Annotated in this window: 13 protein-coding genes; 11 read left to right on the forward strand and 2 right to left on the reverse strand. The window is 54.5% G+C overall.

The window, feature by feature from the left end:
* Positions 1-112: 112 nt before the first annotated feature.
* From ACJJIK_RS11910 to ACJJIK_RS11935, 6 genes are all read left to right on the forward strand, one after another.
* On the forward strand, positions 113-1,894 hold the full coding sequence (locus tag ACJJIK_RS11910) for a trans-sulfuration enzyme family protein (protein WP_444942856.1): 1,782 nt from the start codon (positions 113-115) through the stop codon (positions 1,892-1,894).
* Positions 1,895-2,005: 111 nt separating this feature from the next.
* Positions 2,006-3,304, forward strand: a complete 1,299-nt coding sequence (locus ACJJIK_RS11915) for a S1C family serine protease (protein ID WP_444942857.1) — start codon at positions 2,006-2,008, stop codon at positions 3,302-3,304.
* The gene (locus ACJJIK_RS11920; RefSeq protein ID WP_444942858.1) at positions 3,295-4,335 is read left to right on the forward strand and encodes an FHA domain-containing protein; all 1,041 of its coding nucleotides are present in this window, start codon (positions 3,295-3,297) and stop codon (positions 4,333-4,335) included. The genes ACJJIK_RS11915 and ACJJIK_RS11920 overlap by 10 nt, the downstream gene beginning before the upstream one ends.
* The gene (gene hisC / locus ACJJIK_RS11925) at positions 4,332-5,405 is read left to right on the forward strand and encodes a histidinol-phosphate transaminase (RefSeq protein WP_444942859.1); all 1,074 of its coding nucleotides are present in this window, start codon (positions 4,332-4,334) and stop codon (positions 5,403-5,405) included. The genes ACJJIK_RS11920 and hisC overlap by 4 nt, the downstream gene beginning before the upstream one ends.
* Before the next feature lie 76 nt (positions 5,406-5,481).
* Positions 5,482-6,423 (forward strand): penicillin-insensitive murein endopeptidase, encoded by a 942-nt coding sequence (gene mepA / locus ACJJIK_RS11930; protein ID WP_444942860.1) that lies wholly within the window; start codon positions 5,482-5,484, stop codon positions 6,421-6,423.
* A gap of 4 nt (positions 6,424-6,427) precedes the next feature.
* Positions 6,428-7,441 (forward strand): D-alanine--D-alanine ligase, encoded by a 1,014-nt coding sequence (locus ACJJIK_RS11935; RefSeq protein WP_444942861.1) that lies wholly within the window; start codon positions 6,428-6,430, stop codon positions 7,439-7,441.
* 48 nt (positions 7,442-7,489) lie between these two features.
* On the opposite strand, the gene ACJJIK_RS11940 is transcribed toward ACJJIK_RS11935, so the two are convergent.
* Entirely contained in the window at positions 7,490-8,059 is a 570-nt protein-coding gene (locus tag ACJJIK_RS11940; protein ID WP_444928525.1) for an HNH endonuclease, read from the reverse strand.
* An 802-nt stretch (positions 8,060-8,861) separates the two neighbouring features.
* Between ACJJIK_RS11940 and ACJJIK_RS11945 the strand changes: the two genes are divergently transcribed.
* From ACJJIK_RS11945 to ACJJIK_RS11965, 5 genes are all read left to right on the forward strand, one after another.
* On the forward strand, positions 8,862-10,337 hold the full coding sequence (locus ACJJIK_RS11945; RefSeq protein WP_444942862.1) for a PQQ-dependent sugar dehydrogenase: 1,476 nt from the start codon (positions 8,862-8,864) through the stop codon (positions 10,335-10,337).
* Between the two features lie 86 nt (positions 10,338-10,423).
* Positions 10,424-10,678 carry an exodeoxyribonuclease VII small subunit gene (locus tag ACJJIK_RS11950; RefSeq protein WP_444928527.1) on the forward strand — a complete coding sequence of 85 codons (255 nt, stop codon included), beginning with the start codon at positions 10,424-10,426 and terminating at the stop codon, positions 10,676-10,678.
* 15 nt (positions 10,679-10,693) lie between these two features.
* On the forward strand, positions 10,694-11,587 hold the full coding sequence (locus tag ACJJIK_RS11955; RefSeq protein ID WP_444945062.1) for a polyprenyl synthetase family protein: 894 nt from the start codon (positions 10,694-10,696) through the stop codon (positions 11,585-11,587).
* 95 nt (positions 11,588-11,682) lie between these two features.
* Positions 11,683-13,599: a 1-deoxy-D-xylulose-5-phosphate synthase gene (gene dxs, locus ACJJIK_RS11960; RefSeq protein WP_444928528.1), complete on the forward strand. Its 1,917-nt coding sequence runs from the start codon at positions 11,683-11,685 to the stop codon at positions 13,597-13,599.
* 126 nt (positions 13,600-13,725) lie between these two features.
* The gene (locus ACJJIK_RS11965; protein WP_444942863.1) at positions 13,726-15,576 is read left to right on the forward strand and encodes a DUF885 domain-containing protein; all 1,851 of its coding nucleotides are present in this window, start codon (positions 13,726-13,728) and stop codon (positions 15,574-15,576) included.
* A gap of 85 nt (positions 15,577-15,661) precedes the next feature.
* On the opposite strand, the gene ACJJIK_RS11970 is transcribed toward ACJJIK_RS11965, so the two are convergent.
* Complete coding sequence (locus ACJJIK_RS11970) at positions 15,662-17,716, reverse strand: TonB-dependent receptor (protein ID WP_444942864.1); 2,055 nt, start codon at positions 17,714-17,716, stop codon at positions 15,662-15,664.
* Between the last annotated feature and the right edge of the window lie 592 nt (positions 17,717-18,308).

An 18,308-nucleotide genomic window follows, 5' to 3' on the forward strand; every position in this document is an offset into this window, starting at 1 on the left:
ATTACAGGTCGATCACGCGTAATTACAGCCAATTTCGCGCCAAGTGTTTTACACGCCGCATAGGGCTGTTAGAGTCACCATATAACAAAAAACATCACCTAGTGAGGACACCATGGAAGCAAACCTTGAAGATGTAAAAATTCTCTCTCCCCGCCGCAACAGCACCGAAGCAAAAAATATAAAAGAGTTGGCGCGGGAACAATTGCAGCACTTTTGTATTGATAGAACCTCGGAACACGGCAAACTGTTAGAGCAAACCGCCACCCTACTTTACCAGGCGCAGGGAAATTTGAGCCAGCTGTGGAGCCAGGTAACCGACACCCTCCAGCGCCTGGATAAATCCGATAAGATTGCCTATTTCAATGCCAAGCGTTTTATGAGTTTTCAGCTGGCAAAATTATTGGATACGCTACAAAACCCATTGCGCGCCAGCTTTCAAAGCTTGCAGGGGGATGACTTCAATATCACTACACGGGGTGGTTACCCCCTGTTCGATAATATTCCGGCTATTTTTTCTGCAACTCCGGTAATTGCCCGTACTGCCACCTATATCTATGCCTGCACCGAGTGGGTGGATGATGCCTTCCGCGGCCGGGAGCCGAGCCACGATATTTATTCACGCCTACTCAACCCCACCTCCATCTCCCTGGCCAATGCCATTGTCGATTTGGAGTGTGGTCCTGAAGCCAGTGAATATATGGCCTGGAATTTTAATTCCGGTATGGCTGCAATCGACGCACTCCTGTCAAATCAACTGCGCCACGGGGATATCTTGATTGTTTCCAGAAATATCTATGGCGGCACGCACCAGCTGTTACAGGATTTCTACGCGCGCAAAGACAAGTTGTCGATCAAACTGGCCTGGTTTGATGGCAGTACCGCTGAGGAGTTCAAAAAGCTACTTGCGGACACCCAACAAACCTATGCCGATGCCATCAACGCCGGGGCAAAAATACATGTGTATATTGAATCGCCATGTAACCCCCACGGGATCATGTTGGATGTGCCGGCTATCTGTAAAACCGCACACAGGGAAAATATTCTGGTAAGCCTGGATGCCACCCTGGCAACTCCCTTCCTATACCAGCCTCTACGCCGCAAAGACAGAGCCGAGAGACCGGATTTTGTTGTCCACTCCTACACCAAGGATATCGGCGGCACCGGTGCCGCCACTGCCGGTGTGGTTATCGGCGAGAACCACCGTATGTTTATCCCCAAAGGCGACCGCGCAAAGGGCCTGAATTGGGATCAGTGCATGTTCTGGGATGTCTATTACATCAAGGGGGCCTTCCTGGATGCCGACAAGGCCTGGGAAGTCCACTGCGGTATGCGCACCCTGGAGATGCGTATGCTCACCAAGTGTATTAACACTTTGAGCCTCAGCCACTTCTTCGCCAGCCACAGCAAGATTCGCGTCAACAGCCACGCGGTGAAGACGCACCCCAACTCCGGGCTGCGGGAATCACTGATGCGCTATCAGCTTCCCACACCACTGTTCAGTATTGATATGGAAGCTGCACAAATTCCCACCGAAGCTTTTAAGAGTTTCTTTGACGCGCTAGAGCCCGCTTTCGGGCAGATGGTGAGCTTGGGCCAGACCAATACCATGGTGCTCTGCCCCGCCCTGACATCGCATTCAGAACTCTCCCCGGAGGCGATGGAAGCAGCGGGTATATTCCCAACCACCATTCGTATTTCTATCGGCGATGAGAATATGGCACAGATGGCCGCCCATATAATCAGCTGCGCACGCCTGCACCTCGACCCCGTTAGCCCCGGCTTTAGCCAGGGCTTTATCGCCCCAGAAGAAGCCGACAAACTCTTCACCCGCTTCTATCTTGAATCGCATCAAAAAATGATAGAAAACCAACCAAAAATCGTCGACTACCTCTAGTTGTCTAAAATAAGCCCATCACCGCTAGGCTGAAGCCGGTGATGGGCGCTTGTTGCTCTATCTTAGATCCCGTAGTATCACCCTTCCTGTCCACAATTTAATCAATACAAAATGCCGAAACTTTCCCCGTGGCTGTTCGCCTGGATTCTGTGCTGCTTATCCACTGCTGCAATGGCGCAAGGCTATGAGAAGCTCTACAGTGAATATCGCGGCAGCCTCTATCAAATTCAACTGATCGAAAAATCCTCCAATTCAAAAGCCGGCCTGGGCTCGGGCTTTCAAATCTCCTCCGATGGACTTATCGCCACCAATTACCACGTGGTGGCCCAGGCGGTTAGCGAACCCGACGAGTACTCCCTGGAATATCTCGCCGTTAACGGCACCCGCGGGCAATTGACCTTGCTGGATATTGACGTGGTCAATGATCTGGCGTTGCTGCGCCAGGAAAAATCCGGAGATGAATATCTGCAATTAGCGACGGACACCCCCAAAAAAGGGGAGACCATTGTCTCTCTGGGCAACCCACTGGACCTGGGCATGACTCTGATCCCCGGGACCTATAACGGCATCGCCGGCGGCAGCCTCTACGATCGCATTCACTTTGCCGGCTCTATCAACCCCGGCATGAGCGGTGGCCCCACCATCAATACCCGGGGGCAGGTAGTCGGTATTAATGTAGCGACTGCCGGCAACCAGGTCAGCTTCCTGGTACCAGTAGATAAACTGTCGACACTGTTAAAGCACTACCGCGCGGAAGGTGGCCCCCTCAATTTAAAGCAGGTGACTTATCAACAGCTACTGGATAATCAGCAGAGAATTATCGATTCAATACTCAGGGCCGACTGGCAGCGCCGCGCCCTCGGTGAAGCTCAGGTCGTCGGTGAAATAATTCCGGCAATTAAATGCTGGGGAAATACCCTGGATAACGAAGCCAACCCGATCAAGCGAATTGATAAAGGCTGCACCGGACAGGATGTGATTTTTATGTCCGACGACTTCAACACTGGAAGGGTCGAGTATGAATTTTTCTGGCTGCAAGCCGAGGACCTTTTGCCTGCACGTTTTTATGCCGAATATGCCGGGCAGATGGACTCTTTCTACCCGGGTAACAGCGCCGGCGAGGAGGACGTAACCAATTTCCGCTGCCAGCAGGGCTTTACCTCCCAGGAGCGCGGCGGGCAAACCCCGCTGTCCAAGCCAGATCGCAATCGCGAGCCCCTGATTGCACGCACCAGCTATTGTGTCAGGCGCTACAAAGATTTTCCTGACCTCTACGATATTTTCTTTCTGAGCCTCAGTGTGGATCAGAAAAATCGCGCGCTGGTCAGTCACTTTACCCTGTCCGGCTTTACCCAGGAGTCCGCCGACGCCTTTACCCAGAAGTTCACAAGCGAGATCCAATGGCCCTGATTATTGAAGAACTCAATCGCGCCCACCGGGTGCAGCTGCGCTACCGAATGGACGGGGATAAATTTACCCTGGGCCGCGCTTACGATAACGATGCAATCCTGGAGGACATCCACTCCGATGCCCACCATGCCGAGATCAAACGGGAAGAGGATGGCCGGTACGTCTTGCGCGACCTCAATTCGGTCAACGGCTGCCAGCTGTTGGGAAACCTGAAAGACAAGTCAGTTAAACCCGATAGCATTGCTCAACACCGAATCTCCTCCGGTGATCTGTTGCAGTGTGGCAAGTCCCGCTTCCGAATTTTTCATACGGATGAACCGGTGCCCGAAGCCACCCCGCTCCACTCACTGGAGAACTTGTTTTCCAGCTTGTCTCACCCCCTTGGGGCTATTCTACTGCTGCTGTGCTTCGGCTTCGCCAGCGTGCTGATGAGCTATCTCGGTTACGCGCGTAGCTATCAATGGACCATCGCCGTCAACATTCTCGCCACCGCCATTATTGGCATGGTGATTTACGCCGGGGTCTGGGCATTTATCGGCAGAGTGGTCCGGCACGAAACCCACTTTTTTACCCACCTGTCTATCGCGGTCATAGGCGCACTCACTTACACCTTTTGGGAGTGGTTGAGGGGGGTGATCAATTACAATTTTGCCGTCGGCACCGGTATCCAGGTTATGGACTTCCTGATACTCGCTATCATATTGCCGTCCATGCTCTGGTCCGCCTGCTACCTGGCCACCAACCTGGCCAGGGGCTGGCGTTGGACGGTAGCACTGACACTGCCCCTCGCTTTTTTGACCCTGGGACTGGCGGAAAGCGTTAGTAATATGGACGAATTCAGCGAAGTTCCATCGATATCCACTGCACTGAAATACGATAATATGCTGTTCCGTAAGCCTATTCCCATGCAGGAATTTATTGGGAATTCGGCCGATCTGTTTGATATCCCCATTGAGAAAAAAGAAACGGAAGAGAGCGCTGAGGGCTCCTCCAGTGCCAACCCAAGTAGTACCGCAGAGGTAGAATTATGAGCAAGATTTATTGGAGCCCCGGGCTCGATCAGCTGGAGCCCTATACCCCTGGGGAGCAGCCAAAGAGTGACACCCTGATAAAGCTCAATACCAATGAGAACCCCTACCCCGCCTCTCCCCAGGCTTTGGGGCTCTTGGAGCAGCATGACTTTGCCGATGCGCTGCGCCGCTACCCCGATCCGGAGTCCTGTGAGCTGCGCCGCGCTATTGCCGACAAGCACAACCTCTCTGCCGAGCAGGTCTTTGTGGGCAATGGCTCCGATGAAGTACTGGCCCTGAGTTTTTACAGTTTTTTCCGCCGCAGTGAGCCCCTGCTCTTTCCGGATATCACCTACAGTTTCTACCCGGTCTATTGCCAGCTCTTCAATATCAAAAGCCGCACTATCCCCCTGCGCAGTGATTTCTCGGTTCAGCTTGAGGACTATGCGGCCCCCGCAGCGGGCGTCATTATTCCCAATCCCAATGCTCCCACAGGGCGATACCTGCCTCTAGAGCAAATTGAGCAGCTTTTGCACTCACAGCCCGAAAGAGTGGTGATTATCGATGAGGCCTATATCGATTTTGGCGGCCAGAGCGCAACGGCACTGATCGATCGCTACCCCAACTTGCTGGTGATCCACACACTGTCAAAATCCTATGCCCTGGCGGGGCTGCGCCTGGGCTTTGCCATGGGGCAAAAGCACCTGATCGAGGGGCTGCTGAGAGCTAAAAACTCCTTTAACTCCTACCCCATTGATGCGATAGCCCAGCGAGTCGCCACGGCGGCGATCCGCGATACCGCCTGGCACAGCGACAATTGCGGCAAGGTCATCGCCACCCGCCAGCGCAGTGAGCGGGCGCTTACAGACCTGGGATTTGAAGTGATTCCCTCACAGGCCAATTTCCTCCTGGCCAAGCCCCCGGAGCCCGGCGCGGAAGCCCTGTACCTGGCACTGCGCGAGCGCAATATTCTGGTACGCTATTTCAACAAACCGCGCATCAGTGAATACTTGCGTATCTCTATCGGCACCGATGAAGAAATGGAGCAGCTGATACGGAACTGTAAAGAGATACTTGCGTCACAGAGCTAGTACTCTGTCTGTCTATACTCGTCGGGCGCCACTTCTGGTGGCCCGACAACTGTGACTTATTGGTATCCAGGGACCCATGCACCCGACATCGCAACATTCAGTATCCACTAGCGAAGCCGCTACTCGCCCCAGGGCGGGATTTATCCGGCACTTAACCCACACTCTGCTTCTCACCTCTGCGCTGGTTGGCGGCACAGTCAGCGCCAACGACTGGGATAGGGTCGAGGGCCCCAGTGCGCAGACGCCCTCCAGTATCGGCACCTACACCAACGGCTGCCTCAGTGGCGGGGAGACCCTGCCACTCCGGGGGGAGGGCTATCAATTAGTGAGAACCGGCCGTGACCGGCATTTTGCCCACCCGCAAACGATTACTTTCCTGAAAGAATTTTCCCACAGCGTGGCGCAGAAAGATCTGGGCAGAATTCAGATCGGCGATATGTCCATGGCTCGGGGCGGCCCTTTCGGCAATGGTGGACATAGCAGTCACCAAACCGGCCTGGACGTGGATATCTGGTATTCCCAGGATCGCCGCGCCGCAGAGCGCCCACTCACCTCTTGGGAGCGCGATAATATCTCTGCCGTCGCCCTGGCCGATGAACGCAAACACCGTTTAATCCCAGAAAACTGGGACGACCGGGTACCCAAAATTCTGCGCCTGGCCGCAGAAGACCAGCGGGTCGAAAGAATTTTTGTACACCCCACCATCAAGCGCCACCTGTGTGAAATATCCGGCGAGGATAACGAGTGGCTGCGCAAGGTGCGCCCCTGGTGGGGACACAACTACCATTTTCATGTGCGCCTGGCCTGCCCGGAGGGCAGCAGCAACTGTAAACCACAGGCGCCGGTGAGCACTGCGGCCTGTGGCAGCGACTTGGACTGGTGGTTTAGCGATGACTTCTATGCAATGCTCAATGGCACTAAACCCAAGCCCCAAAAGAAAAAGCCGAAACCAAAGACCATGCCGCAACTGTGCGAGCAGGTTTTAATCGCACCCTCGGCAGGCACTACCACGGAATAATTTTATGATTAACACCTTGCTTATCTGCGGCGGTGGCGGCAGCGAGCACGACGTATCCCTGAGAACCGCTGATTTTATCGAGGATAAATTATCAGCGGCGGAGGACATCGCCCTCTTGCGAGTGGAAATGGATAGCAATGGCTGTCTCACCGACAGTCAGGGCCGGGTTTACCATATCTTTTACGATCGCAAAATCCGCGATGAAGAGGGTAACGCCTGGGAGGTAGACTATGTCATCCCCGCAATTCACGGTTACCCCGGGGAAACTGGCGATTTGCAGTCGCAATTGGAGATGTTCGGTATCCCCTATTTCGGCTCTGCGCCTGAATCCAGCAAAATCTGCTTTAACAAGATAAAAACTAAACTGTGGCTCAGCGCCCTCGGCATTGAAAACACTCCCTACGAGTTTTTACACAGCCTTGAAGTCGAGGAACTGCAAAAAGCCCACAGCGCCCTGGAAAACTGGGGTGAAGTATTTGTGAAGGCCTCCAACCAGGGGTCTTCCGTTGGCTGCTTTAAGGTCAGTGACAAAGAGGAGCTGGAGGCTGCGATCGAAGACGCCTTTAAACTCTCCCCTTACGTACTGATAGAAAAAGCGCTGAAAGCCAGGGAGCTGGAAGTGGCGGTTTACCACTACGATGATGATGTCGTCGCAACTCATCCGGGAGAAGTGCGTGCGCCATCGGATACTTTTTATACCTATAAGGAAAAGTATGCCGAGGGCAGCCGCGCGGTTACTTTTATCGAAGCGGCAGATCTGCACGAAGAGCAGCTACAGTGGATTGCCGAAGTTTCCCTGCGCACGTTTAAAGCGCTAAAGCTCAAGGATTTATCCCGCATCGACTTTTTCCTGACAGAGAGCGGTGAGCTCTACCTCAACGAAGTAAACACCTTCCCCGGTATGACCCCCAACTCCATGTTCCCCAAAATGATGGAAAATCGCGGGCATAATTTCACTGAGTACCTGACCGGACTGATCCGCTCTGCGGTATCTTCATCTAACGAAGATAAGGAATAAAAAGGGGCCTCGCGCCCCTTTTCTTTTTGCATATTTAGATTCGACAGACTAGTGCAGCAACCAGCCCTGTTGGCGCCGCCGCGAAAACTGACCGCGTAAAAATTCCATTTGATCACCGCGAATCCGCTCACTGTTAATCAGCGCGAGGTATTCGGCGGCATTGGGGCAGAAGGGCAAAGCCAACAACTCCATATCGAGATTTTGTAATAATTGATTGCCTTTATGCTGGTTACAGCGCCGGCAAGCCGCAACCACATTTTCCCAGGAATCCACCCCACCTCTAGACACTGGGATAACATGATCCCGCGTCAAATCCACACTCTTAAAGTTATTGCCGCAATAAAGACAGGTGTGGGAATCGCGAAAGAAAAGCGCCCGATTTGTCAGGGGGGGGCGCCGGCGCGGGCGGGCCATACGCGCGCCACCACAGGCGATAATCGCGGCCAGATCCAGGCTGGAGCGGTCGCCGTAGCGATTAAAGCCCCCGCGCACCCGCTGGACAATCCCCCCCAGAGACCAGGTAACCAGCTCGCGTACGTACAGGCAGGATGCCTCTTGCCAACTCAACCACTCCAGCGGTTGCCCCGCCAGATTTAAACGCAAAATTCTCGCATGCATAACCTCGCCTCCCCACAATCGAATAGAACAAGGCAGCCCCGGAACTGCTTCCGTTTGATCACAAAGGTTTTTATTGAAAATACAAAAGAAGCTTTGGAGTGACAGCTCGAAAAGGCTGGATGAAAAAGAGGGTCGCGATTCTCAGCTTGGCAAAAACCGCCCACTTTCAACAACAAAAAATCGCTCACAGACAGCAAGAGCTTGTCCGAAAGTTTTTTAACCAACGAAAATACAGGTGCCCACAAGTGCAAATTAGCCTTGGAAGATACGGGCACTTCTGCTGGTAGATTACGGAATGCGCTACCCTCCGCCGGCCCATTGATAATTTGACCGGTCTGTCAACATTAAAGCGGATAACTATTACAAATTCCAGACAGCCACAGCCCGTTGGTGGAATATCAGCAAATTTATGCAAGAAGGTGTAAATTGTGGGAAGTGTTGCCGCTGGCAACTGACAGACTAAAGCAGAATGTAAAACACCGCCCGGGCAATCCGGCCCGGGCGGTGCGTCTCACAGGATGGTGCCCATATCCCTAGGGCGAGCGGCGCAGTCCATTTATCCATTGCCGCAGTAGTGCAGTCCCTTTTGCGTCCCTGCAAGTTAATTATGGACATCAGGAGAGAAAAAAGTAGGGGCAATCTGCTGAATTTCGTGTAAGAGATATCTCACAAACTGAGTTAGCTGTTACAAAAGGGAGGGAAGGCAGGAAATTAATCCCGCGTTAACTATAGGGATAAACAGATAAGCGCGGCAACTATAAACATCTCGCTTTCAAGTTCAATCAATACCATGAAGAAAACGTTGAAATATACGCTAATATTTTTTATTGCCCTGGCGACGGTGCTTTCCGCCGCCTTAGCCGCCTGCAACTCCGGTATCAGCGTACCCTGGCGCCAACTGCTCGGTGGCGTTAAAACAACAGAAAAAGAAGTCGCAGGTCGACTAAGCGCAGCGGACGGCTATTCAGTACAGTTATTTGCCGGAAATGTTGCCGGCGCGCGCTGGCTCAGTGTGACTCGAAGCGGAGATATTATCGTCTCACAGCCCAAACTGGGCCAAGTTTCCCTTTTATTCAAAGACCGAAATGGCGATGGCCGCAGCGACGGACAAAAAGTTCTGCTTGATAAATTGCAACGGCCCCACGGCTTATTACTGCACGATAACTGGTTATATATTGCCGAGAGCGACGCCATTGGACGGGTAGCATTTGATCACTCCGACGGGCGGCTGGCCGGGCGCTACCAGCGAATTCTCGAAAACCTTGGGGACGACGGACACTGGACCAAGACCATTGCTATAAGTCCAGATGGGTGGCTATTTCTCAGCAGTGGTTCCAGCTGCAATATTTGCAGGGAAAAAGATCCGCGCCGCGCCAGTATCATGAGAATGAAACCAAACGGACATAATTTTGAAATATATGCCACCGGTCTGCGCAACAGTGTGGGCTTCGATTGGTCGCCAAAAGATGGCGGACTCTACGCCACAGACAATGGCCGCGACTGGCTCGGCGACAAACTGCCGCCGGATGAGCTCAACCTGATTCGCCAGGGACAATTTTACGGGTGGCCCTACGCCTACGGTAACCGGATTCCCGATCCGGAATTCAGCGCAGAGGCAAGCCCTAAAATCCAGCAAAAAATTGCCGACTCAATTCCCCCCGTACACGAATTTCCCGCTCATAATGCCCCGCTCGGTATTCGCTTCCTGCGCAGTGCAGAGCAGCCCCCAGACTACCGCAATGCCGCTCTGGTCGCCCTGCACGGCTCCTGGAACCGCAGCGTGAAAGACGGCTACAAAGTCGTTTCCCTGCACTGGGGAGACAACGGAGAAATTCGGCAGCGGGATTTCCTGTGGGGATTTCTCAGCGAGGATCGCCAGGCAGTATACGGACGCCCTGTCGCTATCGCCGAAGACAATCGGGGGAATATCTATATTTCCGATGACTACGCCGGTGCGATTTATCGCGTCCGCCAGGGAGCCCCTCGCCAAACGATACTGGCTGCACGGCAGGCGCCTCTACAAAAAATAACGACGGCTGCCGCAATCTCCACTAATGCGGCTACAGTGCAACTGGGTGCACAACTCTATCGGGCCCACGATTGCGCCCACTGTCATCAGGCCCAGTTTCCCCTGCGCAATCTATCGACTAAATACACGGCGCAGGGCCTGGCCGACTACTTCGACGCCCCCACACCTCCGATGCCAAACTACAACTTTACGCAGGTACAGAAAAAAGCCCTGGCGCACTACTTATTGTCCCGGCAGGCAAACCGCTAGGCGCGGTCCCCCCAACCGGTACCCCCATAGAATTGACCCCCGCAGCGCCAGCCGCTAAGGTTGCCCGGCAATTATGAGGCGATGCTATGGCGGCGAAGAAAAAAACAGCAACTTTTGAAGAGAGTCTCGAAGCGCTGGAACAGCTGGTTGAGCGGCTCGAAGGCGGCGATCTCCCCTTGGAGGAGGCCCTCGCTGATTTTGAAAAAGGGGTGAAACTCACCCGGGAGTGCCAGCAGAAGCTCGCCAAAGCCGAGCAGAAAGTGAAGCTGCTAATCGAAGAGAACGGCAATATCCGCGAGCTTCCCTTTGAGACCGACGACAACAGCGGGGACCCGGTTTAAGTGAGTTCCGCAAACTTGCCAGAGCAACTGAAGGCCTTTCTACAGGCCTCCTCCACACGCGTCGAAAGCCGAATCCAGCAGGCGCTCAGCACCCCGGTCGACGGCGCAGAAAAGCTGTTCGAAGCGATGGGCTATGCCGCGCTGGGCCCCGGTAAACGCCTGCGCCCCGCCCTCGTCTACGCCTGCGCCCAGGTTTTCCGGGGTATCGATTTTGATCTGGCCCATTGCGATAGCACAGCGGCGGCCCTGGAGTGCATTCACGCCTACTCCCTGGTGCACGACGACCTGCCGGCCATGGATGACGACGACCTGCGCCGAGGTCGCCCCACCTGCCATATCGCCTATGGCGAAGCCACAGCCATTCTCGCCGGCGATGCCCTGCAAACCCTGGCATTCGAATTGCTCCTGGCGGAGCAATTCGCCCCTCAGCTACAGCTACAGTTATTGCGCGAGCTTGCCGCTGCGGCGGGAGCCCGGGGCATGGTTGCCGGCCAGGCGATCGACCTGGACTCCGTTGACCAAAGCCTCAGCCTGAATCAGCTGGAACCCATGCACCGCCTCAAGACCGGCGCCCTGATCTGTGCCAGCGCGCGTATGGGCGCACTGCTCGGCGGTGCCAGTGCCGGCGAACTGGAGATTATCAGCCGCTACGCCCGGGCTATTGGCCTGGCGTTTCAGGTTCAGGACGATATTCTCGATATCACCGCAGAGACCGCCGTTTTGGGCAAAACCCAGGGCGCGGATGCCCTGCGCAACAAGCCCACTTATGTCTCCCTGCTGGGCGTCGACGGCGCGCGGGAAAAACTGGCAAAACTGCACGCCCAGGCCTCCCAGGCACTGCAAAGTCTCGATGGCGATACCCAGCTCCTGCAACAACTCGCAGACTATATCGTACAGCGCGGACACTGAGTCACAGCTTTGCCCGTGGGGTTTGGGATGCAATATGCCCGCCACGGGCATACAATCCCCCTCAATATCACCATCTGTTGCAACTGATACCTTTGATGCTCGAAGAAATTCCACGCACACGCCCGCAGACACCGCTTCTCGACTCGATCGACGACCCAGCACAGCTGCGCGCCCTCGATGAACGCCAATTACCAGAACTCGCCAGCCAATTGCGCGAGTACCTGCTGTACTGCGTCGGCCAGACCGGCGGACACTTTGGTGCCGGTCTCGGCGTGGTGGAACTGACCATCGCCCTGCATTACATTTTTAATACGCCGGAGGATCGCCTGGTTTGGGATGTGGGCCACCAGACCTACCCCCACAAGATCCTCACCGGGCGCCGCGAACAAATGTTGTCCATGCGCCAGCAGGGAGGCCTATCCGGCTTTCCCAAGCGCAGTGAAAGCCCCTACGATACCTTTGGCGTCGGCCACTCCAGCACCTCGATCAGCGCCGCCCTGGGCATGGCCCTGGGCTCCCCCGACGACCGCAAGGTAGTGGCGGTGATCGGCGATGGCGCCATGACGGCGGGAATGGCTTTCGAAGCCCTGAACCACGCCTCGCATACCGGCAGGGACATGTTGGTTGTTCTCAATGACAACAGTATGTCTATCTCAAAAAATGTCGGCGGGCTGGCTACCTATTTCGCCAAAATCCTGGCCAGTAAAACCTACCTGAACATGCGCGAGGGCAGCCGTAAGATACTGTCTGCCATCCCCAAAGCCTGGCAATTGGCGCGGCGCACCGAAGAGCATGTCAAGGGCATGATTACCCCGGGCACCCTGTTCGAAGAGCTGGGCTTTAACTACGTGGGGCCCCTGGATGGCCACAACATGCACGACCTGGTGCACACCCTGCGCAACCTGCGCAGCCAACCGGGCCCGCAGCTTCTGCATATCGCCACCACCAAGGGCAAGGGCTTTGGCCCCGCAGAAGAGGATCCGGTGGGCTACCACGCGCTGAACAAGCTGGAGCCGGAGGCCAAGGTGCAAGTGGCGGTGCCGGGCAAAAAGAAACTGCCCAAGTACCAGGATATTTTTGGCCAGTGGCTGTGCGATACCGCAGAACAGGACGAGCGCCTGGTCGCTATTACCCCGGCCATGTGCGAGGGTTCCGGTATGGTGGCGTTCTCCAAACGCTTCCCGGAGCGCTTCCACGATGTGGCTATCGCCGAACAACACGCCGTCACGCTCGCTGCGGGTCTCGCCTGCGAAGAACAGAAACCGGTTGTAGCTATTTACTCGACCTTTTTGCAGCGCGGCTACGACCAAATGGTGCACGATGTGGCAATCCAGAACCTGGATGTCACTTTCGCCATCGACCGCGCTGGCCTAGTGGGCGAAGACGGCCCCACCCACGCGGGCAGCTATGATCTCTCATTTATGCGCTGCCTGCCCTACCTGGCCATCGCCGCGCCCAGCGATGAAAACGAGTGCCGCCAGCTGCTCTACACCGCTTATCAACACCAGGGGCCCGCCGCTGTGCGCTACCCGCGCGGTACCGGCATGGGCACCGCTATCAACAAGGAGATGACAGAGCTGCCCATCGGCAAGGGGCGCCTGTTGCGCCAGGGCAGCGGTGTGGCCATCCTCAGCTTCGGCACCCTGCTCGGCCCGGCTATGGCTGCGGCAGAACAACTGGGGGCCTCCGTCGCCGATATGCGTTGGGTAAAACCCCTGGACGAAGCGCTGATCGATGAACTTGCCGATAGTCACCAACTCTTAGTGACTATCGAAGAGAATACTATTGCCGGCGGTGCCGGAAGCGCCGTACTCGAATACCTCAACAGCAGCGCCCGCTCAATGCCCGTGCTGCAACTGGGGTTACCGGACCAGATTATCGAGCACGGAAAACACAAAGATCTGCTCGCTGCCATCGGCCTCAATGCCTCCGGTATCGAGGAGCAAATTCGCCGGCGCCTGCAACTGATCGATCACCGGGATTTTGGCAGTCGCACTGCGGCGGCCAACTAATCCGGGCCACTACGACAGCCAGCCGTCGCGGCTGGCTGCTCTTCGCATACCCGGCAGCGGTTCCAAGCCGCCTCTTACACAATACTCGGCCCTCGCTGAGGCCACACGCTGTTACTTGAGGGGATTATGTCGTTTATTAAAAAAGCCCTATTTACATCCCTGGGACTGATCGCCAGCCTTAACGCTGCGGCGATGGACCAGAACGCCTTCCGCAAAGCTTACAAGTCACTCCCGGAGAGCAGTGCCTCCGAGCGCCTCAGCGCCCTACAGGACTTGCGCTATCGCTGGATTATGGAGAGTTACCCCAGCCAGGCAACTTATGAAGGCTACCCCGGGCAAAATCATCGCTGGGTGGATGATTCTCTCAAGGCGGTAGAACTCAGACAGAAACAGACCAGAATCCTCTTGGGGGCCGCACGCAATATCGATCACAGCGACCTGCCCGCCGAACAGCAATTGGATTACCAACTGCTGTATCAGGACTTGTTGAGAGAAGTGAAAAGCTTCCAGTTCCCCGATCACCTGCAACCGATCACTCATATGAGCGGTATTCAGCGCAGTGTACCGGGCGTCCTCAGCAGTATGCCCAAGCGCACTGTGGCGGATTACGAAACGATTATCAGCCGCCTGGAGAAGTTGCCAGCCCTGATCGAGCAAACCCAGGGGCTTATGCGCCGGGGGCTGCGCAAAGGGGTTACACCGCCGCAAATCACCCTGCGCGACCTGCCGCGTCAAATACGCGCGCTGGTCCCCACCGCGCCGGAGCACAGCCCGCTGCTGACAGTTTTTCAGCAGATGCCAGAGACCATTCCCGCGAGCAAGCGCAAAAGCCTGCAACAGCGCGCCTACACCATTTACAGCAAACAGTTGCAGCCGGCCTGGCAGGGCATGGCGGAGTTTGTCGAGCGCAAATATATTCCCGGGGCCCAGGTGGATACGGCTCTAACCAGCCGCCCCGACGGCCTGCGCTGGTATGCCCACAAAGTGGAAGAGAATACCACCACCGACCTGAGCCCCGAGGAGATCCACCGCATTGGGCTTGCGGAAGTGAAGCGAATTCGCGGGGAGATGGATAGAATTATCCAGCAGACCGGCTTCCAGGGAGACTTCAAAGCCTTTACCGAATTCCTGCGCACAGACCCGCGCTTTTACCACACCAGCCGCGAGGGGTTACTGCGGGATTACCGCGATATTGCCAAGCGCATTGACGCCGAGCTGCCCGCCCTGTTCGGTACCTTGCCACGTCTGCCCTATGGTGTGAAACCGATACCCAGCTATTCAGAACAAGCCCAAACCACAGCTTATTATCTGCCCGGCTCCAACGAAGCGGGCCGCGCGGGTATCTTCTTTGCCAATACCTACAATCTGCCCAGCCGCCCGAAATGGGAGATGGAAGCGCTCACGGTACACGAGGCGATGCCGGGCCACCACCTGCAAATTGCCCTGGCACAAGAGCAAACCGATATTCACCCCCTGCGCCGCATGACCTTCTACACCGCGTTCGTTGAGGGCTGGGGTCTCTACTCCGAGAGCCTCGGTTATGACCTGGGTTTATATAAAGACCCCTACAGCGAGTTCGGCGCCCTCACCTACGATATGTGGCGCGCCGTGCGCCTAGTCGTGGACACCGGCATGCATCAGCTGGGCTGGAGCCGCGAGGAGGCGATCGAATACTTTATGGCGAACAGCGCCAAGCCGCTCCACGATGTCACCGTCGAGATCGACCGCTACCTGATTTGGCCGGGCCAGGCCCTAGCCTACAAACTGGGACAGCTGAAGATTAAAGAATTGCGCAAAGAGGCCGAAGAAACCCTAAACGGTAATTTCGATATCCGCAGTTTCCACGACGCTCTGTTAGGCGCCGGTGCCCTGCCCCTCAATATTCTCGAACAGCGTATGGACAATTGGCTGAAAAGTCAGTCCTCTGCGTCCGTCCAAATCGATGAGCAGCAGATTGAGCAGCCCGCCACCAGCTAATCCAGGCCTACCGGCCCTTCCTTTTGCAATAGACTTCAAATCTATTGCAAAAGGAGACCCTATCTAAACAGCCCGAATCCCAACCTTACCACTGGAAATTAACACCAATATAAACTGAGCGTGGCTCACCGGGAAAATAGCGGCTACCGCTGAAACTGCTGTAATCCGCCCGCTCTGCGTAGGCCTTATTGGCGATATTCAGTAATCGTGCGGAAATTTGATACTGTTCCCACTGCCAGGCCAGATGGAGATTCAGTAGATCGTGTCCGGGGTAGCGGTGAGCATTTTGTGGGTCGGTAAAATAACTGCCCTGGTGTAGCCACTCCAACTCCGCTGAGATAGCCGCACTCGGCGACCAGAGCAGGCGATAACTGCCAAAAGTTTTTGCTGCAGAATCGATAAAGTTTCCATCCAACGCCACGCCCTGCAACTCCCGCTGATCATCGTAACGGTGCTCGGCATAACTGCTACTCACCTCTAAGCGCAGGTTTTCCGTAAAATCATAGTCGAGCGCCAGCTCCAGGCCCCAATGCCGGGTCTTGCCATTGGACTGATTAAAATAATCAGCATCGCGAAAAATTACATTCGCCTTTTCCATGGCATAGGCCACCCACTCAAATGACAAGGAATCGCCCACTCTCCTCAGGCCTATTTCAAAGCTATTAATTTCCTCCGGGTGCAGCTCTGCAACAGTTTGTTCGCGCTGCAATCGATATAACTCTGTCGCCTGGGGCAGGCGATAACCTTGGGCTAATTGAGTAAATAGCTGTAGTTCATTATTTAACTGTAACAGCACACCCAGCTTGGGGGAGAGATTATTGAAGCGATCTTTTCGATCATCCGGGCGGCTAAACCGGCAGCCACCGAAGTCACAAGCCAGGCCATTTTCATCGGTGCGCCCAGCGAGCATTTTATTGCTGTAATCATAATAGGCGGACTCAAACCGCACTCCAGCAGTAATTGCCAAATAATCACTGAGCTGCCAGCTTGCCGAGGTATAGGGGGCGATATTCCAAGCGGTCACCGCATAGTCGTAGTGCTTTCCCTCTGGGATAGTCGCCTGAAGAAACTCCGAACCCTCGGTGGCACTGGCTTGAATTTCCAAGAGGTATCCCTCACTGAGTTCTGTGTCGACACCCGCAAGCAGATTCAGATTTTCACCCAGCGCCAGATAATAGCTACTTCTAACGCCTATACTTTCCTGGCCATTTTCCTCCACAGGCTGGCCCGGCACATAGTGCTGTAAAAAACGCATTTGGGTTTTGCGCAAATACGGCGCCAAATGAAATTGATTCCCCCGATCCATGGGTATATCAATCAGGGAATACAATCTTAACCCGTAGGCATCCCGAAATGCCTCTGGGCTGGGATTTGTACGGTTCAAGTGGCGATCGCGATAAGCGCCCTCCCCCTCAATGTAACCCGCAGTCTCCTGACTCAGGTTTGTCGCAACCAGACGAGTCCGAATCCTGCTATCACCAATATGGCTGACGTACTGAAAACTGGCCTTTTGCTGTTCCAGACCCGACTGCTCTCGATATCCCCCATCAGTGGCCAAATACAGGTCTGTACTTATCCCATCCCCCTGCCTATTGAGGCGATGATCCGCTGACACACCCACCCGGTAATAATCGTGGGGTCCCGCCTCCATATTGAGTGATCCACCCTCAGCCGCATCCGGGGCGCGGCTGATAACATTGATCACCCCGTGCAGTGCGTTGGAACCGTATAGTGTCCCGGCGGGCCCCCGGATAACCTCAATACGCTGTGCAACCTCGCTAAAAGATTCAAACAGCTCATTGATATTACAAAAACCATTTGCTCTCAGTGGAATCCCATCTTCTGCTGTCAACAGCCCACCACAAGCTCCCGCACCCGTCAATACTGGAGAGCGCACAGCTGGCAGGTATTCCTGTCCATTTCCTCTTGCCAGGTTTACTCCAGGTACACTCACCAGGCTCTGTTGGATATGGGTATTACCACTTTTCTTAAGCTGATCACCCTCTACAACAGAAACACTCTCCACCCGCTGTGAAATATCCTGCTCATATCTACCCGCCGTAACAACGAGGGTTTCAATCTGAGTTTCACTGCCATGTGAAAAGCTGATTGGAAACAGAGCCAATGCAATGTAATTCACAGCGACCTTATTTATAATCCCCAAGTCTGCAACCCCACGCCTTAATAGACTGAACATCTTATTTAGTATCAGACAATAACAGAAATTTATATTTACTACCCTTAAGTAACCTCAGCGGAGCCAATTGACTTTGATATAAAACCATCTGTACCTTACCGAAAGGTTTCTATCCGCTTTCGCAGCATTAACTGAAGAGAGAACAATTACAGGTGTTTGATCCCTGCTGCGTACAGCCCACAAAAGCAGCAAGTCACCATTGGCGGGCAATAACGTACCAACTAAAATAATATCGAAGTAGTCTACAGGGATTATCAACAACCCCTTGAACCTGCAAAGTACTATTCATCTGACCGCCCACCTTAATATCATTTTTCAAAACCAAACCATGTACAGAGGTCTACGACTTTAGTATGGGATAACCCAATAGGCATCAGCATATAGATACTATTTTTAACCACTAATACTAATTTAACAGGAGCTCTCCAAGCCAGATATGACTCACCTGAATATTTGGCGCAGACAAATATCAACACAGCTATGTACCTCATTATCAGGCTTCCCCCGACACAGAATTAAATACAGACTGTATTAT

This window comes from Microbulbifer regidiadema (SeqCode), from assembly GCF_052466995.1.